The organism is Staphylococcus rostri (assembly GCF_002902145.1).
Classification (GTDB): domain Bacteria; phylum Bacillota; class Bacilli; order Staphylococcales; family Staphylococcaceae; genus Staphylococcus; species Staphylococcus rostri.
Window position 1 is genome coordinate 1 of record NZ_PPRF01000054.1, and the last position, 23319, is coordinate 23319.

Annotated in this window: 25 protein-coding genes; 24 read left to right on the top strand and 1 reads right to left on the bottom strand. The window is 40.1% G+C overall.

What is annotated here, in order from left to right:
- Positions 1–103: 103 nt before the first annotated feature.
- Positions 104–1462 carry a glycerol-3-phosphate transporter gene (gene glpT, locus CD122_RS08225; RefSeq protein ID WP_103358508.1) on the top strand — a complete coding sequence of 453 codons (1359 nt, stop codon included), beginning with the start codon at positions 104–106 and terminating at the stop codon, positions 1460–1462.
- Positions 1463–1531: 69 nt separating this feature from the next.
- On the opposite strand, the gene CD122_RS08230 is transcribed toward glpT, so the two are convergent.
- On the bottom strand, positions 1532–2053 hold the full coding sequence (locus tag CD122_RS08230) for a DUF2529 family protein (RefSeq protein ID WP_103358509.1): 522 nt from the start codon (positions 2051–2053) through the stop codon (positions 1532–1534).
- A 228-nt stretch (positions 2054–2281) separates the two neighbouring features.
- Here CD122_RS08230 and fdaB point away from each other — a divergent pair, with 228 nt between their 5' ends.
- The 23 genes from fdaB to atpD all read left to right on the top strand — a co-directional run bounded on the left by fdaB (position 2282) and on the right by atpD (position 23315).
- Positions 2282–3151 (top strand): class IIb fructose-bisphosphate aldolase FdaB, encoded by an 870-nt coding sequence (gene fdaB, locus CD122_RS08235; protein ID WP_103358510.1) that lies wholly within the window; start codon positions 2282–2284, stop codon positions 3149–3151.
- Between the two features lie 314 nt (positions 3152–3465).
- Entirely contained in the window at positions 3466–4728 is a 1263-nt protein-coding gene (locus tag CD122_RS08240) for a UDP-N-acetylglucosamine 1-carboxyvinyltransferase (protein WP_103358511.1), read from the top strand.
- Between the two features lie 46 nt (positions 4729–4774).
- Positions 4775–5104, top strand: a complete 330-nt coding sequence (locus CD122_RS08245; protein WP_103358512.1) for a winged helix-turn-helix transcriptional regulator — start codon at positions 4775–4777, stop codon at positions 5102–5104.
- A 193-nt stretch (positions 5105–5297) separates the two neighbouring features.
- Complete coding sequence (locus CD122_RS08250) at positions 5298–6725, top strand: aldehyde dehydrogenase family protein (RefSeq protein WP_103358513.1); 1428 nt, start codon at positions 5298–5300, stop codon at positions 6723–6725.
- 274 nt (positions 6726–6999) lie between these two features.
- Positions 7000–8325, top strand: coding sequence for a transcription termination factor Rho (gene rho, locus CD122_RS08255; protein WP_103358514.1), 1326 nt, complete (start codon positions 7000–7002; stop codon positions 8323–8325).
- A 117-nt stretch (positions 8326–8442) separates the two neighbouring features.
- On the top strand, positions 8443–8697 hold the full coding sequence (locus CD122_RS08260) for a type B 50S ribosomal protein L31 (protein WP_044359146.1): 255 nt from the start codon (positions 8443–8445) through the stop codon (positions 8695–8697).
- Positions 8698–8928: 231 nt separating this feature from the next.
- Positions 8929–9531 (top strand): thymidine kinase, encoded by a 603-nt coding sequence (locus tag CD122_RS08265; RefSeq protein WP_103358515.1) that lies wholly within the window; start codon positions 8929–8931, stop codon positions 9529–9531.
- The gene (prfA, locus tag CD122_RS08270; protein ID WP_103358516.1) at positions 9531–10607 is read left to right on the top strand and encodes a peptide chain release factor 1; all 1077 of its coding nucleotides are present in this window, start codon (positions 9531–9533) and stop codon (positions 10605–10607) included. Before CD122_RS08265 ends, prfA begins: the two co-directional genes overlap by 1 nt.
- The gene (gene prmC / locus CD122_RS08275; protein ID WP_103358517.1) at positions 10594–11448 is read left to right on the top strand and encodes a peptide chain release factor N(5)-glutamine methyltransferase; all 855 of its coding nucleotides are present in this window, start codon (positions 10594–10596) and stop codon (positions 11446–11448) included. Before prfA ends, prmC begins: the two co-directional genes overlap by 14 nt.
- 79 nt (positions 11449–11527) lie before the next feature.
- Positions 11528–12577 carry an L-threonylcarbamoyladenylate synthase gene (locus CD122_RS08280; RefSeq protein ID WP_103358518.1) on the top strand — a complete coding sequence of 350 codons (1050 nt, stop codon included), beginning with the start codon at positions 11528–11530 and terminating at the stop codon, positions 12575–12577.
- Positions 12577–13008 carry a low molecular weight protein arginine phosphatase gene (locus CD122_RS08285; RefSeq protein WP_103358519.1) on the top strand — a complete coding sequence of 144 codons (432 nt, stop codon included), beginning with the start codon at positions 12577–12579 and terminating at the stop codon, positions 13006–13008. Before CD122_RS08280 ends, CD122_RS08285 begins: the two co-directional genes overlap by 1 nt.
- A 104-nt stretch (positions 13009–13112) precedes the next feature.
- The gene (locus CD122_RS08290) at positions 13113–13643 is read left to right on the top strand and encodes a TIGR01440 family protein (RefSeq protein ID WP_103358520.1); all 531 of its coding nucleotides are present in this window, start codon (positions 13113–13115) and stop codon (positions 13641–13643) included.
- Positions 13644–13660: 17 nt separating this feature from the next.
- Complete coding sequence (locus CD122_RS08295) at positions 13661–14902, top strand: serine hydroxymethyltransferase (protein WP_103358521.1); 1242 nt, start codon at positions 13661–13663, stop codon at positions 14900–14902.
- 20 nt (positions 14903–14922) lie between these two features.
- A complete protein-coding gene (gene upp, locus CD122_RS08300; protein ID WP_103358522.1) occupies positions 14923–15552 on the top strand; it encodes a uracil phosphoribosyltransferase in 630 nt (209 codons plus the stop codon).
- 23 nt (positions 15553–15575) lie between these two features.
- On the top strand, positions 15576–16715 hold the full coding sequence (wecB, locus tag CD122_RS08305) for a non-hydrolyzing UDP-N-acetylglucosamine 2-epimerase (RefSeq protein ID WP_103358523.1): 1140 nt from the start codon (positions 15576–15578) through the stop codon (positions 16713–16715).
- A gap of 203 nt (positions 16716–16918) precedes the next feature.
- Complete coding sequence (locus CD122_RS08310; protein WP_240624147.1) at positions 16919–17224, top strand: ATP synthase subunit I; 306 nt, start codon at positions 16919–16921, stop codon at positions 17222–17224.
- 37 nt (positions 17225–17261) lie between these two features.
- Positions 17262–17981, top strand: a complete 720-nt coding sequence (atpB, locus tag CD122_RS08315; protein ID WP_103358525.1) for a F0F1 ATP synthase subunit A — start codon at positions 17262–17264, stop codon at positions 17979–17981.
- A 43-nt stretch (positions 17982–18024) separates the two neighbouring features.
- Positions 18025–18237, top strand: coding sequence for a F0F1 ATP synthase subunit C (atpE, locus tag CD122_RS08320; RefSeq protein WP_044359165.1), 213 nt, complete (start codon positions 18025–18027; stop codon positions 18235–18237).
- Positions 18238–18388: 151 nt separating this feature from the next.
- A complete protein-coding gene (locus tag CD122_RS08325; protein ID WP_103358526.1) occupies positions 18389–18904 on the top strand; it encodes a F0F1 ATP synthase subunit B in 516 nt (171 codons plus the stop codon).
- Positions 18904–19443 (top strand): F0F1 ATP synthase subunit delta, encoded by a 540-nt coding sequence (locus CD122_RS08330; protein WP_103358527.1) that lies wholly within the window; start codon positions 18904–18906, stop codon positions 19441–19443. The genes CD122_RS08325 and CD122_RS08330 overlap by 1 nt, the downstream gene beginning before the upstream one ends.
- 26 nt (positions 19444–19469) lie before the next feature.
- The gene (gene atpA, locus CD122_RS08335; RefSeq protein ID WP_103358528.1) at positions 19470–20981 is read left to right on the top strand and encodes a F0F1 ATP synthase subunit alpha; all 1512 of its coding nucleotides are present in this window, start codon (positions 19470–19472) and stop codon (positions 20979–20981) included.
- A 31-nt stretch (positions 20982–21012) separates the two neighbouring features.
- Positions 21013–21879 (top strand): ATP synthase F1 subunit gamma, encoded by an 867-nt coding sequence (gene atpG, locus CD122_RS08340; RefSeq protein ID WP_103358529.1) that lies wholly within the window; start codon positions 21013–21015, stop codon positions 21877–21879.
- A 23-nt stretch (positions 21880–21902) separates the two neighbouring features.
- On the top strand, positions 21903–23315 hold the full coding sequence (gene atpD, locus CD122_RS08345; RefSeq protein WP_103358530.1) for a F0F1 ATP synthase subunit beta: 1413 nt from the start codon (positions 21903–21905) through the stop codon (positions 23313–23315).
- Positions 23316–23319 lie beyond the last annotated feature (4 nt).

Here is a 23319-nt window from a genome sequence, read left to right on the forward strand (position 1 = left end):
TACAAAAATAGCTCAATTGGCATTGACAAATATTTTATCAATCATTAAAATCTATATGAATTATTATTTATAAAATATACTTATGATCGGAGGGTTTTTGTACATGTTCAACTTTTTGAAGCCACCAAAACCTGCACAACCGGTAGCTGATCAACATGTCGATGAGACGTATAAAAAATTACGTTTTCAAGTGTTTATGGGGATTTTTATTGGTTATGCAGGTTATTATTTATTGCGTAAAAACTTTTCAATTGCGATGCCTTACTTAGCAGATGAAGGTTTTTCGACAACAGGTTTAGGTTTTGCGTTATCAGCGATTTCTATTGCATATGGTATTAGTAAGTTTGTAATGGGAACCGTGAGTGACAGAAGTAATGCACGTGTCTTTTTAGTTTTAGGTTTAATTTTAACAGCGATTGTTAACTTATTGATGGGATTTGTTCCAGCATTTACATCTGGAATTACAATCATGTTCATCATGCTGTTCTTGAATGGTTGGTTCCAAGGTATGGGCTGGCCGCCTTCAGGTCGTGTGCTTGTTCACTGGTTTAGTGTGAGTGAGCGTGGAAGTAAGACTGCCATTTGGAACGTTGCACATAACGTTGGAGGCGGTTTAATGGCACCATTTGCGATATTCGGCGTTTACTTAATGTCAGTATTAGGTTTCGACCATATGAAAGGGTATGAAGGGGTCTTCATCTTCCCTGCAGTTGTAGCGATTATCGTTGCAATTATTTCATACTTCTTAGTACGTGATACACCGCAATCAGTCGGTTTACCACCAATTGAAGTGTATCGTGATGACTATCCAACGAAAGATAAAACAACATTTGAAACAGAATTAACAACGAAAGAAATCTTATTCAAATATGTCTTGAATAATAAATGGGTTTGGGCGATTGCTATCGCGAACATCTTCGTTTACTTTGTACGCTACGGTGTACTTGACTGGGCACCACTTTATTTAAGCGATGTGAAACACTTTGATGTTGAAGGTTCAAGTTGGGCATACTTCCTATATGAATGGGCAGGTATCCCAGGAACATTACTTTGCGGTTGGTTATCTGACAAAGTATTTAAAGGACGCCGTGGACCAGCAGGCTTTATCTTTATGATTGGTGTAACGATTGCGGTTGCCGTTTATTGGTTAAACCCTGCAGGACATCCACTTGTAGATAATCTTGCATTAGTTACAATCGGTTTCTTAATTTATGGACCAGTTATGTTAATTGGTTTACAAGCTTTAGACTATGTACCGAAAAAAGCTGCCGGAACAGCTGCTGGATTAACTGGTTTATTCGGTTACCTAGGTGGCGCTGTAATGGCGAACATCATCATGGGTATCGTTGTAGATAAGATGGGCTGGGATGCAGGTTTCATCCTATTACTAGTCGTAAGTATCTTAGCAACAGTGAGCTTTATCTTTACATGGAATAAACGTGGACAAGAAGTTGTGCATTAAGAAGTAGTAATAAAATAACAAAGAAGTAACGTATCATGTGCGACAACATCGATACGTTACTTTTTTAGATTATAAGCCTAAATCACGAATCATTTCGATCATTTGCGTGTAGATTTCATAGTAGACATAGTTCAATGCTATCAAGTGGGGCACGACAACTTTATCGTAATCTTCGGTAAAGACAAGTGCGCGTGGCGTTGATAAATCGATAAAGTGAACGAGATGGTCTGGAATTTCAACTGATGTCGGTTTGTTTGTTATAACGACGACATCTCGACCATCCGCAATCAATTGTGATAAGTCGTGTGCCATTGCTTCCGTATAATGCTCTCCAAATAACAAGACACGGTCTGTGGAATCTAATTCAGCAAAGTCGGTAAGTGTGTCTAAAGCACGACTTGATTCCAACTTTTCTTCACTATGTAGAACGTAAGATTCGAAAGGCTTCACATCACCGTATCCTCTCACGTAAATATGTCCTTCGCCACCAATAGCTTGAATCAAACTTTGGGCTGCCATCTGTATATCAAGTGACTGTGCGTCTAAGCGATTAAAGACACCTGTCAATTGCGTCGTCAACATTTTGGACATGAAATGTCATCTCCTTAAAAAGTTAATTTATGATTAAATACATGCGTTAATTTTATAGAAATTGGACAAGATTGGCAATGACAAATAATGGTCGCGCTTACATTTTGGAAATGAGATTTTTTTCACAAAAACGCCTATTTTTAAGGTGAATTCTTATGCAATCGCCTATATATTTTGCTATACTGTATGTATAAAAATTAGTGCAAAAGCACTCAAGGAGGAACTTACATGCCTTTAGTTTCAATGAAAGAAATGTTAATCGACGCCAAAGAAAATGGCTATGCAGTAGGTCAATACAACTTAAACAACTTAGAATTCACGCAAGCTATTTTACAAGCATCACAAGAAGAAAATGCACCAGTAATTTTAGGTGTTTCTGAAGGTGCTGGCCGATACATGGGTGGTTTCTACACAGTTGTTAAAATGGTAGAAGGTTTAATGCACGACTACAATATCACAGTACCAGTGGCAATCCACTTAGACCACGGTTCAAGCTTCGAAAAATGTAAAGAAGCAATCGATGCTGGTTTCACATCAGTTATGATCGACGCTTCACACGAACCATACGAAGAGAACGTTAAGATTACGAAAAAAGTTGTTGAATACGCACATGAGCGCGGTGTATCAGTAGAAGCAGAATTAGGTACAGTTGGCGGTCAAGAAGATGACGTTGTTGCTGACGGCGTAATCTACGCAGATCCAATCGAATGTCAAAACTTAGTAAAAGAAACTGGTATTGACACATTAGCACCTGCATTAGGTTCAGTACACGGACCTTACAAAGGTGAACCAAACTTAGGATTCAAAGAAATGGAAGAAATCGGTTTATCAACTGGTTTACCATTAGTATTACACGGTGGTACTGGTATCCCAACACACGATATCAAAAAATCAATCTCTTTAGGTACTGCTAAAATCAACGTAAACACTGAAAACCAAATTGCTTCAGCTAAACGCGTTCGCGAAGTATTAGCTGCAGACACTGAAGTTTACGATCCACGTAAATACTTAGGACCTGCTCGTGAAGCAATCAAAGAAACAGTTGTTGGTAAAATCCGTGAATTCGGTACTTCAAACAAAGCAGACAACTTAAAATAATATAACGATTTAAAGTTTAAAACATAGTGAGGCTGGGAAACATTATCTTTGGATATTGTTTTCCAGCCTTTATTGATTCAGCAGACATACATAGTGCGTCATCATATAGAGGGACAAAATATGCGTAATGCAACTAATAGTTCATGCAATAATTGATGTATGGAATATATGACATCGTACAGAAACATATTTTCGAGAATTCAATATTTTTGTTGGTAAATAATACATTTTGCAATTTGAAAATTTTTACATTATAATGCCCATAAATGTGGTATTCTAGGGTTATATAAGAGATGGAAAAGGAGTTCTGAAGCATGGCACAAGAAGTGATTAAAATAAGAGGTGGCCAAAAATTAAAGGGTAAGGTTGAAATCAGTGGTGCCAAAAATAGCTCTGTTGCTATTATACCAGCTGCATTGATGGCTGAATCTCCTGTAACATTAGACGGCTTACCTGAAATTTCTGATGTTGAGACATTGGTGAGTTTACTTGAGGACTTGAATATTAAGGCGGCGTTAAAAGACCGTACGCTAAGTATTGATACGACAGATATTAAAAATGCACCGTTGCCGAATAATAAGGTTGAATCGTTACGTGCGTCATATTACATGATGGGGGCGATGCTAGGACGCTTTAACAAATGTGTTATCGGCTTGCCGGGCGGTTGTCCACTAGGGCCACGTCCAATTGACCAGCATATTAAAGGTTTCAAAGCATTAGGTGCTAAAATTGATGAATCGAATCCGACGTCTATGAAGTTGGAAGCGGAACGTCTAGTAGGGGCGAATATTTATTTAGATATCGTGAGTGTGGGGGCGACGATTAACATTATGCTAGCTGCAACACGTGCTGAAGGCCAAACAATTATTGAGAATGCGGCGAAAGAACCTGAAGTAGTAGATGTTGCGAACTTTTTAAATAGTATGGGTGCTAAAATCTCTGGCGCGGGTACAAGTTCAATTAAAATTACAGGTGTATCAAGCTTATCAGGTAGCAGACATTCGATTATTCCTGACCGCATTGAAGCAGGGACATATATGTGTATTGCAGCAGCGAGCGGTGAAGAAATGGTAATCGATAACATCATTCCAGAACATGTTGAGCCGTTGACTGTTAAGTTGAAAGAACTTGGTGTTAAAATTGAAACAGGCGATGATTATATGGTCGTGAAAGCGGCCGCACCATATAAAAGTGTAGATATTAAAACACTTGTGTATCCAGGTTTTGCGACGGACTTGCAACAGCCTATTACGCCGTTATTATTCCTTGCAGACGGTCCGAGTTTTGTAACGGAAACGATCTATCCTGAGCGTTTCAAACACGTTCCAGAATTACAAAATATGAAGGCGGCGATTACTGCGGATCAAGGAACAGCAACAATCAAACCTTCACAATTAGTCGGTGCCGACGTGTATGCAAGTGACTTGCGTGCAGGTGCTTGTTTAATTATCGCTGGATTGATTGCTGAAGGTGTTACGACGATTTATAACGTCCGCCATATTTATCGTGGCTATTCAAATATTGTGGGAACATTAAAAGAATTAGGTGCTGACATCTGGATAGAGCAGCAAGCATAATAGATTTTAGTGTAACCACGCCAGTTTATTAAGAGAGGCGATAATCATGGAAGTTTGTCCATATATTGAAGAAACATTTAAAATTTTAGGACGCAGTTGGAATGGACTGATCTTGCATTATTTGGCAAAATGTCCGGGAGAGCATGCCCATTTTTCAGATATTAAGCGTGACCTTAAGCCAATTACGAATCGTGCATTATCGTTAAAGCTCTCTGAATTAGCAGACGCACAGTTATTGATCAAAGAGGTCGTCTCAGAAACACCACCGTCTGTGTGCTATCATCTGACAGAAAAAGGAAGTGCCTTAGCGAAAGCACTTGTACCTCTAGAAGATTGGGCGCATACACATATGGAGCTTAAACAAGAAGCGAAGTAACGAGATAAGGTCAAGTTGAACTAAATAAACTGTCCCATTTTATAAATAGAGGCAATGGAATCTAAGTAAGGTTTCGTTGTCTCTTTTTTAGGCTGCAAGTATGTAAACAGATTTTGAGATATGAGCACGTGAAGTTTCATCATAAAGTAAAAAGGTTATAATAAATATATGATATAAAGAGGGGTGACCATTTATGATTAATAAAACAAAACAATATATTAATGGTGCATGGGTTGAAAGTGACAGTGGCGAGACGATAGACGTCATCAATCCAGCAACTGAAGAAGTATTTGGTAAGGTCGCAAAAGGGAACCAAGCGGATGTAGATAAAGCAGTTCAAGCTGCTAAAGATGTATACCTAACATTCCGTCATACACCTGTTGAAGAGCGTCGTGCGATGTTAGGACGTATCGTTGACGGCTATAAAGCACGTAAACAAGATTTGATTGACGTGATGACGTTAGAGTTAGGTTCACCAGTAACGAAGTCTGATAAAGTTCAATATGAGCGAGGGCTTATGCATTTCCAAGCAGCATATGATGCGTTGGAGACGTTTGAGTTTGAAGAACGTCGCGGTGACAACATCATCGTGAAAGAAGCGATTGGTGTCGCTGGTTTAGTCACACCTTGGAACTTCCCAACAAACCAAACATCATTGAAGATTGCGGCGGCATTCGCGGCAGGTGCGCCTGTTGTATTAAAGCCGTCAGAAATGACACCATTTGCGGCAGTGATTCTGGCAGAAATCTTTGAAGAAGCTGGCGTACCTAAAGGTGTGTTTAACCTTGTAAATGGTGATGGTGAAGGTGTAGGAACGCCGTTAAGTCAACACCCAGATGTACGTATGCTGTCGTTCACAGGTTCAGGTCCAACAGGTTCAAAAATTATGGAACAAGCGAGCAAAGACTTCAAAAAAGTATCGCTTGAATTAGGTGGTAAATCACCATTCATTATTTTAGATGATGCAGATTTAGATGAAGCAGTAGAGGTGGCAGTGAATGCTGTCGTAAACAACACGGGTCAAGCATGTTCGGCGGGTACGCGTACACTTGTACCGGAAAGCTTGAAAGATACATTTTTAGAAAAAGCAAGCAAAGCGATGGCGAAAGTAAAAGTAGGCGATCCACAATCTGCTGAAACAGAAGTGGGACCAATCGTAAGTGAAAAACAATATAATCAAGTACAGTCATATATTCAAAAAGGTATCGATGAAGGTGCAAAACTCGTACACGGCGGCTTAGGTAAACCGGACGGCTTAACAAAAGGTTATTTCGTGAAACCAACTATTTTTGCAGATGTCGATAATCAAATGACAATTGCACAAGAAGAAATTTTTGGACCAGTCATGTCAGTGATTACTTATAAAGATATTGATGAAGCAATTCAAATCGCAAATGATACAAAATACGGTTTAGCAGGTTATATCTTTGGTAAAGATGAAGCGGCTTTGAGACGTCTGGCGCATGAAATCGAAGCAGGCTTAGTTGTCATTAACGAAGCACCACGTACACCAGATTTACCATTTGGTGGTTATAAACAATCTGGTATCGGTCGTGAATGGGGCGACTACGGCATTGAAGAGTTTTTAGAAGTTAAAGCAATTGCGGGTTACTATCGCTAAGAAATAAAATTTTAATATCATTGAAATAATTGATAGGTAGGGCAATAATATTAAGTCATTTTGTATTGTTGTCCTACCTTTGTTATATATTAAAAATCGTATATATAAGTGTGTCAAAATCTCGTATAATAGACGTAAGAAAATAATTACAAAATGTCATATATGAGAGATTTATGTCAAAGATTTCCAAAATTTTGTTTGCCATATTTCCTAGGCTATTGTATGTTATTTTACATAGTTGAATTAAAATTAAAAAATGAAATGAGTGTGTTACATGTCTACAAGGGATACTAGGGAGAGAACTTCACCACAGTATGAATCATTCCATGAGTTATACAAGAACAATACGACGAAAGCCCTGACAGAAAAGGCCAAGGCATTGAAGTTAGTCAACTATAGCAAGTTGAACAAAAAAGAACTTGTTTTAGCGATTATGGAAGCTCAAATGGAAAAAGATGGCAACTATTATATGGAGGGTATCTTGGATGATATCCAACCAGATGGATACGGTTTTTTAAGAACCGTCAACTTCTCTAAGGGAGAAAAAGATATTTATATTTCTGCGAGTCAAATTCGACGTTTTGAAATTAAGCTTGGAGATAAGGTGACTGGGAAAGTACGTAAACCTAAAGAAAACGAAAAATATTATGGTTTGTTACAAGTAGACTTTGTGAACGATCATAATGCAGAGGAAGTAAAGAAACGACCACACTTTCAAGCTTTAACACCCCTTTATCCAGAAGAACGAATCAAGTTGGAAACAACCCCTCATAATTATTCAACGCGTGTTATGGATTTAGTGACGCCGATTGGTCTTGGGCAACGTGGCTTAATTGTTGCGCCGCCTAAAGCAGGTAAGACGTCATTGTTAAAAGAGATTGCGAATGCGATTGTTACGAATAAACCAAATGCTAAGTTATTTATTTTGCTTGTTGGTGAACGTCCAGAAGAGGTAACGGACTTGGAACGTTCTGTTGACGAAGCGGAAGTTGTACATTCGACGTTTGATGAGCATCCGAAACATCATGTTAAAGTTGCAGAGTTGCTATTAGAACGTGCGAAACGTCTAGTTGAAATTGGTGAAGACGTTATTATTTTGATGGACTCGATTACACGACTTGCACGTGCATATAACCTTGTTGTACCGCCAAGTGGTAGAACGTTATCGGGTGGTTTAGACCCTGCGTCATTGCATGGTCCTAAAAGATTCTTTGGTGCAGCACGTAATATTGAAGCGGGCGGCAGTTTGACAATTTTAGCGACAGCACTTGTGGATACTGGTTCACGTATGGATGATATGATCTATGAAGAGTTTAAGGGGACAGGTAATATGGAATTACACTTAGATCGTCGTTTATCAGAACGTAGAATATTCCCAGCAATTGATATTGTGCGTAGCTCTACGCGTAAAGAGGAGTTATTAATTCCGAAAAATGAACTTGAAAGCTTATGGCAATTGCGTAACATGTTCTCGAATGCACCTGACTTTACAGAACGTTTTATGCGTAAGTTGAAACGTACGAAGTCGAACGAAGAATTTTTTGAAGAATTACAAAAGAGTGCCATTGAAAGTACAAAAACAGGGCGCCCAATTATTTAACGAAATTCGTGTATAGGGTTGCTTTTTGACTACACACCCTTTATAATAACTAAGTATTGGGTAAAAACTCACAAATAACTCTGTTCCAGATGGTTCAGGGCAAAGGAGCTGAAAAGAATGAAACAAGGAATTCATCCAGAATATCGTAAAGTTATCTTTTTAGATACAACTACAAACTTTAAGTTTTTAAGTGGATCAACTAAAACGACAAGTGAAACAATGGAATGGGAAGACGGTAACGAATACCCAGTAATTCGTTTAGATATTTCTTCTGATTCACATCCATTCTACACAGGACGTCAAAAGTTTGCTGCGGCAGACGGTCGTGTGGAACGTTTCAACAAAAAATTTGGTCTCAAATCAAACAACTAATGAACGTTCAAGCATTCTCATATTACTTGAGGATGCTTTTTTTATATGGTTCTATATCTTTTGTGGGGGATTAACACGATTAGCCATTCAGCTTTTTTATCGGCAGTGATGATGTTTGTTTTTGCTTAGACATCTTACACGATATTTTGAAGTTAACAAAAGTTAAATTATAATACGTAAAAAGTTATGATATAATAAAGTGATTTGTTTTGAAAAAGGTGGATAGAAGTCATGTATGAAGCGTATCACTCAGGATGGATAGAATGTATTACTGGCAGTATGTTTAGTGGTAAATCAGAAGAACTGATTCGCCGTTTGCGCCGAGGCGTATATGCAAAACAGAAAGTGGTCGTCTTTAAACCAGTCATCGACGATCGTTATCATAAAGAAAAGATAGTATCGCACAATGGTAATGCAATAGAGGCAATTAATATTGCACGTGCCGAAGAGATAGCACAGTATGACTTAAAAGGTGTGGATATCGTCGGCATTGACGAAATTCAATTTTTTGACCGTGAAATTGTAGATATCGCAACGTCACTTGCAGAACAAGGTTATCGTGTGATTACAGCAGGGCTGGATATGGATTTCAAAGGCGAACCTTTTGATCCCGTTCCAGAAATGTTAGCGGTGAGCGAACATATTACGAAGTTGCAAGCCGTATGTGCAGTATGTGGTGCTTCATCAAGCCGCACGCAACGCTTGATTAACGGGAAACCGGCAAAGGTAGATGACCCGATTATTTTAGTGGGTGCGAATGAAAGCTATGAACCGAGATGTCGAGCACACCATATCGTCATGCCAAGTGACAAGCAAGAGGAGGAAAATCAATAATGTTTGATCAATTAGATATTGTAGAAGAAAGGTACGAACAGTTAAACGAATTGTTAAGCGACCCCGAAGTCGTTAGTGATTCCAATAAGTTACGTCAGTACTCTAAAGAACAATCAGATCTTCAAAAAACGGTAGATGTATATCGTCAATATAAGCAAGTGAAAGAAGACAGTGAAGAAATTGAATTAATGATGGCTGAAACTGACGATCAAGATGAAATTGACATGTTAAAACAAGATGCGAATGAGTTAAAAGGACGTATTCCGGAATTAGAAGAACAACTTAAAATTTTACTCATTCCAAAAGACCCTAACGATGAAAAAGACGTTATCGTTGAAATTCGTGCAGCAGCGGGTGGCGATGAAGCAGCGATTTTTGCGGGCGATTTATTCCGTATGTATTCAAAATTTGCGGAGTCTCATAGTTTAAAAACTGAGATTGTAGAAGCGACAGAAAGTGATCACGGTGGCTATAAAGAAATCAGTTTTTCAGTGTCTGGGCAAGATGCATACAGTAAATTGAAATTTGAAAATGGTGCGCACCGTGTGCAACGTGTACCAGAAACAGAATCTGGTGGTCGTATTCATACGTCAACAGCGACGGTTGCGGTATTACCAGAAGTAGAAGATGTTGAAATTGAGATCCGTAAAGAAGACTTACAAATTGATACGTATCGTTCAAGTGGTGCGGGTGGTCAGCACGTCAATACAACAGACTCTGCTGTACGTATTACCCACTTACCAACGGGTGTGATTGCGACATCATCTGAGAAATCTCAAATTCAAAACCGCGAAAAAGCGATGAAAGTCTTAAAAGCGCGTTTATACGATATGAAGTTACAAGAAGAACAACAAAAATATGCAGCTCAACGTAAATCAGCAGTTGGTACTGGAGACCGTTCTGAACGTATTCGTACGTATAACTACCCACAAAGTCGTGTGACGGACCACCGTATTGGTTTAACTTTACAAAAATTAGACCAAATCATGGAAGGTAAGTTGGATGAGGTCATCGATGCGTTAACGATGCATGAACAAACTGAGAAGTTGAAAGAGCTTAACAGTGGCGAGTTATAAGCAATGGTTAGCGCAAGCGAAAGCACGTGCAACGGAGTTAGGACTGGAAGCAGCAGCTGTTGAATGGCTGCTGCTTGATTTATTATGTTGGACACGTGTGACATTGTTGTGTGATGGCGACCAAGCGATGACGGATGCACATGCACAACGTTTGGAAGCAGGACTTACACGCTTTTTAGCAGGGGAACCTGTGCAATATATTACGCAACAAGCGACGTTTTACGGACGTGATTACTATGTTGATGCGCGTGTATTGATTCCGCGACCAGAGACGGAAGAAGTCGTCGCACATTTTTTAGAACTGTGTCCACAATCAGGTGTCGTTGCAGATATAGGTACAGGCTCGGGCATTATCGCATTAACAGTGAAACAAGAACGACCTGACTTAGACGTATGGGCGTCAGATATTTCACCGGATGCGTTGGCAGTTGCACGTCATAATGCAGAACAGCACACTGTGTCAGTGAATATGGTACAAGGTGACGTTTTAGCACCATTGATCGAACGTGGTGTACGCTTAGACGGTCTTATTAGCAACCCTCCGTATATCGGTAAGGAAGAGATTGCTGTGATGGGTGCAGATGTTGTTGCACACGAACCACATCTTGCTTTGTTTGCTGATGCGGCTGGTTATGCGATTTATGATCAGTTGCTTAAAGAACTCCCTAAAGTGATGAAACCTGGCGCGCCAGTTGTATTTGAAATTGGCTATCAACAAGGACAGACGTTACTTGAAATGGCAAAACATTACTATCCACATATACAACCACAAGTGCTGGAAGATATGAACGGTAACCCACGTATTTTTTATATGACGTGGGAAGCAGTACCACAAGATTAATAGGTTATGTTGCAGATGATTCGTCTGTGCATAACCTTTTGTTTTGCAGTAAAATAAAGAGTGAGGAGAGGTGTTACACTTGGTAAAAACAACTGTATGGGATGTACGTGACTATACGTCAAACCTAAAAGATTACCCGAATTTATCAGAGATTATAGAGACCTATCGACAAGGTGGGTTAATTGCCTTACCAACTGAAACGGTCTATGGGCTGGGTGCAGATGCGACGAATGAACAAGCAGTGCAAGGGATTTATCAAGCGAAAGGCCGTCCATCTGATAATCCGCTTATTGTGCATATTTACGACACAGATCAATTGGATGACTTTGTAACAAACGTTTCAGAAACAACGGAAAAGTTAATGGAAGCATTTTGGCCAGGACCGATTACGTTTATTCTACTGCTTAAAGAGGGGTATCTTTGTGAAAGTGTGACAGGTGGATTGAACTCAGTCGCTGTCAGAATGCCGAGTCACCCAGTTGCACGTGCATTATTAAAAGAAGTAGCGTTACCGATTGCTGCGCCAAGTGCAAACTTGAGTGGCAGACCGTCGCCAACAACATTTGAACATGTGTACCACGATTTGAATGGTCGAATTGACGGTATCATTCAATCGACACAAAGTGAAGCGGGATTGGAAAGCACGGTACTGGATTGCACGTCATTTCCATTTCGCATTGCCAGACCGGGAACGATTACGCGCAGTATGTTAAATGATATTTTACCGAATGGCATTGATGAAGCGCAGTTCGATAACAGTGACAAACCGATTGCGCCTGGTATGAAGTATAAACACTATGCACCGGAGACGCCATTGAAGATTTTTAACGTATTGAATCGTCCAATTGATGAAGCAGGACAGCAAGATTGGTCACAGACGGCATTTATTTTACCTGAGTCTTTTGTATCGCTCGTGCCAAAAGAGGCGCATATCATCGTGTTAAGTGAGTCGGAAAATGACATTCAAGCAGCAAGTCATAATTTATATGCGGCCTTACACCAGTTGGATGAATTAACGCATATTACACGTGCATATATTTATGGCTATCCAAACAATGATGAAGCTGAAGCGTTACACAATCGTATGGTCAAAGCAGCGAACTATCAATATGTGGAGGGGGAATGGTAATGAAGATTGTCTTTGTATGTACAGGCAATACATGTCGCAGTCCGATGGCAGAAGGAATTGCGAAAACATATTTACCACAACATGACATTGTATCACGTGGCATTATGGCACAAGCGGGTGCACCCGTTGCATCACACACGCAGCAGTTGTTAGAGACGCATCAACATCCGGTATCTGCGGGTGCGACACCTTTTACAAATGAAGACGCACAGGCGGATTTAATTTTGACGATGACATCTGGGCATGCGCAACATATTCGTATGCTGTATGGGGCAGAGACACCAGTATCCACGTTAAGTGATTATGTGGGCGAATCCTTGGAAGTGTCAGACCCTTATGGTGGATCGTATGAAGTTTATGAAGCGACGTTTAAACAGTTGACGCGTTTAGTGCAACAATTACAACGAAAACTTGGCACAGAATTAGTATGAGCCATAGAAAAAATGCGTTATAATAATAAACATACAGCATGTATAGGGTTCTATTAATTGTCTGTATGTTTTAAGTCATACATATCTTAAAGGAGGTCATGATGATGGAGGACTTCAAACAGTTATTACAAGAACTCAAGTCGAAATCTTTTTTCGTTGATGGTGAACTTTGCGTCATTGGTTGTTCTACTTCTGAAGTACAAGGGGATCGAATTGGAACAGCGGGTTCATTAGATGTTGCAAAGGCACTGTATGATGCACTGGCAGAGGTTCAAGCAGAAACGGGCGTATCATTTGCATTTCAAGGTTGTGAACACATCAATCGCGCACTTACGATTGAGCGTGAGGCGTTCAATCCGAATACGATGGAGATTGTCTCTGTTGTGCCTGATACACACGCCGGTGGGTCGCTGGCAACGTATGCGTATCGCCATATGAAAGATCCAGTCGTGGTTGAATTTATCCGTGCTGACAAAGGCATTGATATTGGTCAAACACTCATTGGTATGCATATGAAGCACGTAGCAGTTCCGGTGCGTTGTAGCATTAAACAAATCGGTGACGCCATTGTAACAGTTGCAACAAGCCGTCCGAAAAAGATTGGTGGCGAACGTGCCAAATATCAACTTGATTAGAAAAGAGGGATTGGTCTATGTCATTTATTGCAAAGCAAGATAAGGCTGTGTTTGATGCGATTCAAAAAGAATTTAATCGTCAAAACAATAATATTGAATTGATCGCATCTGAAAACTTTGTATCTGAAGCGGTTATGGAAGCACAAGGCTCAGTCATGACGAACAAGTATGCGGAAGGGTATCCAGGACGTCGTTACTATGGTGGGTGTATCTTTGTTGATGAGACGGAAACACTTGCGATTGAACGTGCGAAGAAGTTGTTTGGCGCTGAACACGTCAATGTTCAACCACATTCAGGATCTCAAGCGAATATGGCAGTATACCTTGTTGCATTAGAGCACGGGGATACTGTGTTAGGTATGAACTTGAGTCACGGGGGACATTTAACACACGGCTCACCTGTTAACTTTAGTGGTAAAACGTATAACTTTGTTGAGTATGGCGTATCAAAAGAAGATGAGCGCATTGACTATGATGAAGTACTTAAGTTAGCAAAACAACACAAACCAAAATTAATCGTTGCAGGGGCTTCAGCGTATTCTCGTGAAATTGACTTTAAGAAGTTTAAAGAGATTGCGGATGAAGTCGATGCAAAATTAATGGTCGACATGGCGCATATCGCAGGATTAGTTGCGGCAGGTTTACATCAAAACCCAGTTGAGTACGCAGACTTTGTAACGACAACAACGCATAAAACATTACGAGGCCCACGTGGCGGTATGATTTTATGTAAAGCCGAATACCAAAAAGACATCGATAAAACGATTTTCCCTGGTATCCAAGGCGGTCCGTTAGAGCATGTCATTGCTGCTAAAGCCGTTGCATTTGGCGAAGCATTACAACCTGAGTTCAAGACTTACCAAAAACAAGTGGTTAAAAATGCACAAAAACTTGCGCAAACACTTAAAGATAACGGTTTCCGTGTCGTTTCAGGTGGCACAGACAACCATTTAGTAGCAGTAGACGTTAAAGGCTCTGCTGGTATTACTGGTAAAGTTGCTGAACACGTGCTTGACGAAGTAGGTATCACATGCAATAAAAATACCATTCCATTTGATGAAGAAAAACCATTCGTTACAAGTGGTATTCGTCTTGGAACACCAGCAGCAACAACACGTGGTTTTGATGAAAAAGCATTTGAAGAAGTCGCAAACATTATGAGCGACGTGCTTAAAAATCATGAAGACCAAAAAGTGTTAGATAATGCGAAACAACGCGTTAAAAAATTAACCGAGCAATTCCCTTTATACAATAAATAACAAACTGGAGGCTTTTTACAATGGGAAATGTACATGTACTTGATCACCCTTTAATTCAACACAAATTAAGTTATATTCGAGACGTTAATACAGGAACAAAGGCGTTTCGTGAGCTTGTCGATGAAGTAGGTATGTTAATGGCCTATGAAGTGACACGTAACTTAGAGTTAGAAGATGTAGAAATTGAAACACCTGTGACGAAAGCGACGGTAAAGCGTTTATCAGGTAAGAAATTAGCGTTTATCCCAATCTTACGTGCAGGCTTAGGGATGACAACAGGTATTTTAAACCTTGTACCTGCAGCACGTATCGGGCATGTTGGGCTATATCGTGATCCAGAAACATTAGAAGCGGTGGAATACTTTGTGAAGTTACCACAAGATATTGAAGAGCGTGAAATCGTCGTTGTTGACCCTATGTTAGCAACAGGTGCATCAGCGATTGAAGCGATTACTTCATTGAAAAAACGTGGCGCTAAAAATATTCGTTTTATGTGTTTGATCGCAGCGCCTGAGGGTGTTGAAAAGTTACAGGCAGCACATGAAGATGTAGATATTTATATCGCTGCATTAGACGAAAGACTTGACGACCACGCATATATTATTCCAGGACTAGGTGACGCCGGAGACCGCTTATTCGGTACGAAATAGGATCTGCAAGGAGCATATCGCAAATGAAAAAAATTATGACCATTTTTGGGACAAGACCAGAGGCAATTAAGATGGCACCACTTGTCTTACAGCTGAAAAAAGATCCGCAGTTACAGCCGATTGTCGTTGTAACTGCACAGCACCGAGAAATGCTCGATACCGTTTTGGAAACATTCGGTATTGAACCGGATTATGATTTGAACATTATGAAGCAAGGACAAACATTATCTGAAGTGACGTCTCGCGTGCTAGTTGGCTTAGAACGTGTGATTCAAGACGAAGCACCTGACATGATTTTAGTGCATGGTGATACGACAACGACATTTGCTGGTAGTTTGGCTGCTTTCTACAATGAAGTGCCTATCGGTCATGTGGAAGCGGGTTTGCGTACGTATAACAAATATGCGCCGTTTCCAGAAGAACTCAATCGACAAATGACGAGTAATATGGCTGACTTGCATTTTGCACCAACAGTACAAGCAAGACAAAATCTGTTGAATGAGAATAAGCCTGACCATGCAGTTGTCGTAACAGGTAATACAGCCATTGATGCTATGCGCACGACAATAGATGCAGACTATGCGTCAGCAATCTTAATGAAACATCAAGATAAACGGATTATTCTGTTAACTGCCCACCGCCGAGAAAATATTGGTGCACCCATGGATCATATTTTTAAAGCGGCAAGACGTGTTGTCGATGAAGTGGAAGATGTTGTTGTTGTGTACCCAATGCACAAAAACCCAAAAGTACGTGACATCGCGTATCGTCATCTAGACAAGCATCCACGTATTGAGCTAATCGAGCCATTAGGGGTTGTTGATTTTCATAATTTTGCGCAACATGCCTATTTGATTATGACGGATTCTGGTGGTGTTCAAGAAGAAGCACCTTCACTCGGCAAACCAGTACTTGTGTTGCGAGACACAACGGAGAGGCCAGAAGGTGTGGACGCGGGCACCTTAAAGGTAGTAGGCACGGAAGAAGCGTCTGTTTATCATCATATGATGCAACTGCTCACAGATTCAGCACTGTATGAACAGATGCAACGTGCACAAAACCCGTACGGTGATGGCAATGCGTCACAGCGTATTTGTGCGCACATTAAGTATTACTTTAATTTAATAGAAGAAAAGCCCTCACCATTTAAAGTGGAAAAGTAATTAATGGTAATATGTGGCAATTTTGTGACAAAAATGTGTTTGAATGAAAGCCCTTTTCATTGCACAATTGACACACTTTTGCCCCTATATTATTATGAAAGTTGTATGTGTGGAACGGCTTTCTCATTTGTGTCTTGAGGCAGAAAAGGGGCTCAAAAATGAAACGTTTCTATAATAAATCACAGCCATTCTTAAATATTTATATGGTGATAATAGCGGTACTCGCAGTGTTTAACACGTTTTATCATCATACTGTTGTGACAGGATTACTCATCGGGACACTCGCTTCAATAGTGAATACAGCAATATTTGAGTATTATCTCTGGCGTTCGCAACGTCAAACAACAGGGCCGATATCGACCGGGAATGGTTGGCGATATTTAGTCGCATTAGTCACTTGTATTGTGTGGGTATTACACCAATCACAAATACATATCATCGGTGTACTCATTGGGCTAATGATTTCATACGTATTGATTGTTTTTCGTCCCTTAATTAAAAGGGGATAGGGGCTATTTTAAAACTGAAAAGAGGTGAAATCCAAAAATGAAACATGAAAGTCCTATTGTAACTTGGCACTTTCTAGGTGTAGATATTAACTTTAACTTATCTACAATCATGATGCTCTTGATTACTGCGGTCATTGTTTTTATCATTGCCATCGCATGTACGCGCAATCTTCAAAAACGACCAAAAGGTGCGCAAAACTTCATTGAATGGGTATTCGACTTTGTGCGGGGGGTTATTGAAAGTAACATGGCATGGAAGACGGGTGGTCAGTTCCACTTCTTAGCCGTAACATTGATTCTATTTATCTTTGTTGCCAACATGCTCGGGTTACCAATGTCACTAGTGATTGATCACAATCTGTGGTGGAAATCACCAACAGCTGACCCACATGTCACATTAACACTTGCAACAATGATGGTATTACTAACACATTACTACGGTGTGAAAATGCGTGGTGCAAAAGCCTACGCGAAAGGTTACGCAACACCATATGCGGCATTGTTACCTATCAACATCTTTGAAGAATTTGCATCAACATTAACACTTGGTTTACGTCTTTACGGTAACATTTATGCCGGTGAGATTTTATTAGGTCTCTTGGCAGGTGTAACCACTACAGCAATTGGTTGGATTATCGGTATCCCAGGTCTGATTATTTGGCAAGGGTTCTCAATCTTTATCGGTACAATCCAAGCGTATATCTTTATCATGTTATCAATGGTATACATGTCACACAAAGTGGCTGACAACCATTAAATAAATAATAATCTAACTTTTAACATTTAGGAGGAAATATATAATGAATTTAATCGCAGCAGCAATCGCAATCGGTTTATCAGCATTAGGTGCAGGTATTGGTAACGGTCTTATCGTATCTAGAACAGTAGAAGGTGTTGCACGTCAACCAGAAGCACGTACACAATTAATGTCTATCATGTTTATCGGTATCGGTTTAGTTGAGGCACTTCCAATCATCGGCGTAGTTATCACATTCATCGTATTATTCCAATAATCACGAGCAAATGTAACCCGAGTCATGACGATATCGAGATAATGCCTTGTGTCTAACAAGTGCTATTGTCTGCGGCGAAGTCTAACAAGCATAGACCTTCGCCATTCGTTTTATGTAATGAATGAAATGATTGAAAGGAGTGTACAGCATAGTGACTGCCAACTTATTTACCTTTGCAGCAGGAAGTGGCGTTAACATCGGCGACATTATCGCAACGTTAGCTACATTTACGATTTTGTTAGTGCTACTAAGAATATATGCATGGGGACCATTAAAGAAAGTGATGGACGACCGTGAGCGTTCTATCAATCAAGATATTGATGACGCAGAAAATGCAAAATTAAATGCGCAACGTCTTGAAGAAGAAAATCAAAAAATCTTGAAAGAAACACAAGATGAAGTTCATAAAATTATTGAAGACGCGAAGTTACAAGCACGTCGCCAACAAGAAGAAATCATCCACGAAGCTAACAAACGTGCGAATGGCATGATTGAAACGGCGCAAAGTGAAATCAATAGCGAAAAAGAACGTGCATTAGCTGAAATCAATAACCAAGTTTCTGAGCTTTCAGTATTAATTGCATCAAAAGTTTTACGCAAAGAAATTTCTGAACAAGATCAGAAAGCACTCGTAGAAAAGTACATTAAAGAGGTAGGGGATAAGTAATGGCTAATGTAGCTCAAAAGTATGCCCAAGCACTTTTCGATGTTGCTTTGAAAGCAGAAGTGTTAACGCAAGTCTATGATGAATTGACAGAGATTCATACTGCCGTTCAAAACCAACAAGGTCTTTTGGCAACAATGGATTACGAACCAAAAATCACAGCGAATGAACGCCGTGAAATGGTTGCACAAGTATTCCAAGGTGTACATCCATACTTGTTGAATACGTTAAAAGTCATTGCGACACAACGTAACTTCCGCTTGTTACCAGAGATTTATCGTGCATTTGAAGAAAGTTATTATGCTTTTCATGGACTGGCTGATGCCTACGTTGAATCAGCAGCATCACTTTCTGACGAAGAATTAGAACAAGTGAAACACGCGTTACTTGATCGTACGGGTCTTAAAGATTTAAATCTACACACGTCAGTGAACCCAGAATTAATCGGTGGTGTTCGTGTGAAAATTGGAACGAAAGTCTATGACGGCAGCGTTCAAAATGATTTAAATCAACTTGTTAAACAATTTAGCAGAGTTTATTAATTATGTATAAAAGAGGAGTGACATAGATGGCCATAAAAGCTGAAGAGATTAGTGCATTACTTCGCTCACAAATTGAAAACTATGAGTCTGAGATGTCAGTAACAGATGTAGGTACAGTTATTCAAATTGGTGACGGTATTGCATTAGTTCACGGATTAAACGACGTTATGGCTGGGGAATTATTAGAATTCCACAACGGCGTTCTTGGATTGGCTCAAAACTTAGAAGAGACAAACGTTGGGGTCGTAATTTTAGGACCTTTCGACGAGATTAAAGAAGGCGACGAAGTGAAACGAACAGGTCGTATCATGGAAGTACCTGTTGGTGAAGAACTTATTGGTCGTGTTGTGAACCCATTAGGTCAACCAATCGATGGACAAGGCCCATTGAACACAACAAAGACACGCCCTATCGAGAAAAAAGCAACAGGCGTTATGGCGCGTAAATCTGTAGATGAACCTTTACAAACAGGTATCAAAGCCATTGACGCACTTGTACCTATCGGTCGTGGTCAACGTGAGTTAATCATCGGTGACCGTCAAACTGGTAAAACAACAGTTGCAATCGATACAATCTTAAACCAAAAAGATCAAGATATGATCTGTGTTTATGTTGCAATCGGTCAAAAAGAATCAACTGTACGTGCATCAGTTGAAAAGTTACGTCAAGCAGGTGCATTAGATTACACAATCGTTGTATCAGCATCAGCTGCACAACCAGCGCCAATGTTATACATCGCACCATATGCAGGTGTATCAATCGCTGAAGAATTTATGTTTAACGGTAAACACGTATTAATCGTATATGATGATTTAACAAAACAAGCAGCAGCTTACCGTGAATTATCATTATTATTACGTCGTCCACCAGGTCGTGAAGCATACCCAGGTGATGTCTTCTACTTACACAGCCGTTTATTAGAGCGTGCTGCAAAACTTAATGATGAACTAGGTGGCGGTTCAATCACTGCTTTACCATTCGTTGAGACACAAGCAGGTGACATCTCTGCATACGTACCGACTAACGTAATCTCAATTACAGATGGACAAATCTTCTTGCAGTCTGACTTATTCTTCTCTGGTATCCGTCCTGCCATCAACGCAGGTTTATCAGTATCACGAGTAGGTGGTTCTGCACAGATTAAAGCCATGAAAAAAGTAGCAGGTACGTTGCGTCTTGACTTAGCGTCATACCGTGAGCTTGAGTCATTCGCACAGTTCGGTTCAGACTTAGACGAAGCGACATCACGTAAACTTGAACGTGGTAAACGTACAGTTGAAGTATTGAAACAAGATCAAAACAAACCACTACCAGTTGAACATCAAGTATTAATTATCTATGCTTTAACACGTGGTTATCTTGATGATATTCCAGTTGAAGACATTACACGCTTTGAAGATGAAATCATCGAATGGACAAAAGTGAATGCAAACGACATTTTCACTGAAATCCGTGAAACAGGCGGCTTACCAGCAGATGATAAATTTGAAGCTGCTATTAACGAATTCAAAAAAGGTTTCAAAAGAACAGAGCAATAATTGATATTTAATTGATGAAGGTGGTGAGATAGTGGCTTCTTTAAAAGAAATAGATTCTCGTATAAAATCAACCAAAAAGATGAAACAAATCACGAGTGCTATGAACATGGTATCTAACTCAAAATTGCGTAAAGCGGAGCGTAATGCTAAGACATTTAGACCTTATATGGAAAAAATGCAAGACGCAATTACAGCAATTGCAGGTACCAATACGTCATCAACACACCCAATGCTTGTCAAACGTCCTACAAAGCGCGTAGGTTATATGGTCATCACGAGTGATCGTGGTTTAGCAGGCGCATATAGTGCGAACGTCTTAAAAAAGATGATTCGTGATATCGAAGCACGCCATCAAAGCCCGGAAGAATACAGCATCATCGTTCTTGGACAAATTGGTGTATCATTCCTTAAAAACCGTGGTTATCAAGTGGCAAATGCGTTAACAGACATTCCAGATCAACCATCGTTTAAAGCGGTACAGGCAATTGCGAAACGTGCTGTTGATTTATACGTCGGCGAGCAAATTGATGAATTGCATGTATATTATAGCCATTATATTAGCGTTATTGAAAACAAACCAACAAGCAAACAGTTGTTACCATTATCTTCTGAAAGTTCAAGTGAGGGTCATGGCAACATGGCATCATACGAATTTGAACCGGATAAGGAATCAATATTAGAAGTGTTACTACCACAATATATTGAAAGCTTAATCTACGGCACGATTTTAGATGCCAAGGCAAGTGAACATGCATCACGTATGAATGCAATGAAGAATGCCTCTGATAATGCAACTGAAATGATTGATGATTTATCGTTAGAATTCAACCGTGCGCGTCAAGCAGCCATCACGCAACAAATTACTGAAATTGTTGGTGGTTCAGCAGCATTGGAATAATTTGATTACAAGGAGGAACAAACATGGGATTAGGCCGTGTAACTCAGGTCATGGGTCCAGTCATCGACGTGCGTTTTGAGCATGATGAAATGCCAAACATTAATAACGCACTTGTGATTGAAGTACCTAGAGATGGCGAATCTGAGAGTTTAACTTTAGAAGTGGCGCTACACTTAGGTGATGACGTTGTGCGTACAATTGCAATGGACTCTACTGACGGTGTACAACGTGGTGCAGAAGTCAAAGACACAGGAGCACCAATTAGCGTACCAGTAGGTGATGCGACATTAGGTCGTGTATTTAACGTATTAGGTGAACACATTGACTTAGATGGTGAAATTGATGCGTCAGTACGTCGTGATCCAATTCATCGTCAAGCACCAACATTTGACGAACTCTCTACAGAAGTAGAAATTTTAGAAACAGGTATTAAAGTTGTTGACTTATTAGCCCCTTACATTAAAGGTGGTAAAATCGGATTATTCGGTGGTGCCGGTGTAGGTAAAACAGTATTAATTCAAGAATTGATCAACAACATCGCGCAAGAACACGGTGGTATTTCGGTATTCGCCGGTGTAGGTGAGCGTACACGTGAAGGTAACGACCTTTACTATGAAATGAAAGACAGTGGCGTTATCGCGAAAACAGCGATGGTATTCGGTCAAATGAACGAGCCACCTGGTGCACGTATGCGTGTAGCATTATCAGGCTTAACAATGGCTGAATACTTCCGTGATGAGCAAGGTCAAGACGTGTTACTATTCATTGACAACATCTTCCGTTTTACACAAGCAGGTTCAGAGGTATCAGCGTTATTAGGCCGTATGCCTTCTGCCGTTGGTTACCAACCAACACTTGCAACTGAGATGGGTCAATTACAAGAACGTATCACATCTACAAACAAAGGTTCTGTAACGTCTATCCAAGCGGTATTCGTACCTGCCGATGACTATACTGACCCAGCGCCAGCAACAGCTTTCGCGCACTTAGATGCAACAACAAACTTAGAGCGTAAATTGAGTGAGATGGGTATCTATCCAGCGGTAGACCCATTGGCTTCTACATCACGTGCTTTAGAACCAACAATCGTAGGTCAAGAGCACTATGAAGTTGCGCGTCAAGTACAATCAACACTTCAAAAATACCGTGAATTACAAGATATCATCGCGATTCTTGGTATGGATGAATTGTCTGATGAAGATAAGAAAACAGTTGAACGTGCACGTCGCATTCAATTCTTCTTATCACAAAACTTCCACGTAGCAGAACAATTTACAGGTCAACCAGGTTCATATGTACCAGTTAAACAAACAGTTCAAGACTTCAAAGCAATCTTGGAAGGTAAATATGACCATATCCCTGAAGATGCTTTCCGTTTAGTAGGTGGCATTGATGATGTACTTGCCAAAGCAAAAGATATGGGTGTTGAAGTATAATTCA

Coding starts and splice junctions, on each gene's coding strand:
- CD122_RS08245 (WP_103358512.1), top strand. CDS start 4,775: ATGGAAGTTTGTCCATATATTGAAGAAACATTTAAAATTTTAGGACGC.
- atpE (WP_044359165.1), top strand. CDS start 18,025: ATGAATTTAATCGCAGCAGCAATCGCAATCGGTTTATCAGCATTAGGT.
- CD122_RS08295 (WP_103358521.1), top strand. CDS start 13,661: ATGTCATTTATTGCAAAGCAAGATAAGGCTGTGTTTGATGCGATTCAA.
- atpB (WP_103358525.1), top strand. CDS start 17,262: ATGAAACATGAAAGTCCTATTGTAACTTGGCACTTTCTAGGTGTAGAT.
- CD122_RS08310 (WP_240624147.1), top strand. CDS start 16,919: ATGGTGATAATAGCGGTACTCGCAGTGTTTAACACGTTTTATCATCAT.
- CD122_RS08265 (WP_103358515.1), top strand. CDS start 8,929: ATGTATGAAGCGTATCACTCAGGATGGATAGAATGTATTACTGGCAGT.
- fdaB (WP_103358510.1), top strand. CDS start 2,282: ATGCCTTTAGTTTCAATGAAAGAAATGTTAATCGACGCCAAAGAAAAT.
- CD122_RS08260 (WP_044359146.1), top strand. CDS start 8,443: ATGAAACAAGGAATTCATCCAGAATATCGTAAAGTTATCTTTTTAGAT.
- CD122_RS08330 (WP_103358527.1), top strand. CDS start 18,904: ATGGCTAATGTAGCTCAAAAGTATGCCCAAGCACTTTTCGATGTTGCT.
- CD122_RS08285 (WP_103358519.1), top strand. CDS start 12,577: ATGAAGATTGTCTTTGTATGTACAGGCAATACATGTCGCAGTCCGATG.
- CD122_RS08240 (WP_103358511.1), top strand. CDS start 3,466: ATGGCACAAGAAGTGATTAAAATAAGAGGTGGCCAAAAATTAAAGGGT.
- rho (WP_103358514.1), top strand. CDS start 7,000: ATGTCTACAAGGGATACTAGGGAGAGAACTTCACCACAGTATGAATCA.
- upp (WP_103358522.1), top strand. CDS start 14,923: ATGGGAAATGTACATGTACTTGATCACCCTTTAATTCAACACAAATTA.
- CD122_RS08290 (WP_103358520.1), top strand. CDS start 13,113: ATGGAGGACTTCAAACAGTTATTACAAGAACTCAAGTCGAAATCTTTT.
- glpT (WP_103358508.1), top strand. CDS start 104: ATGTTCAACTTTTTGAAGCCACCAAAACCTGCACAACCGGTAGCTGAT.
- atpD (WP_103358530.1), top strand. CDS start 21,903: ATGGGATTAGGCCGTGTAACTCAGGTCATGGGTCCAGTCATCGACGTG.
- wecB (WP_103358523.1), top strand. CDS start 15,576: ATGAAAAAAATTATGACCATTTTTGGGACAAGACCAGAGGCAATTAAG.
- CD122_RS08230 (WP_103358509.1), bottom strand. CDS start 2,053: ATGTCCAAAATGTTGACGACGCAATTGACAGGTGTCTTTAATCGCTTA.
- prfA (WP_103358516.1), top strand. CDS start 9,531: ATGTTTGATCAATTAGATATTGTAGAAGAAAGGTACGAACAGTTAAAC.
- atpA (WP_103358528.1), top strand. CDS start 19,470: ATGGCCATAAAAGCTGAAGAGATTAGTGCATTACTTCGCTCACAAATT.
- CD122_RS08250 (WP_103358513.1), top strand. CDS start 5,298: ATGATTAATAAAACAAAACAATATATTAATGGTGCATGGGTTGAAAGT.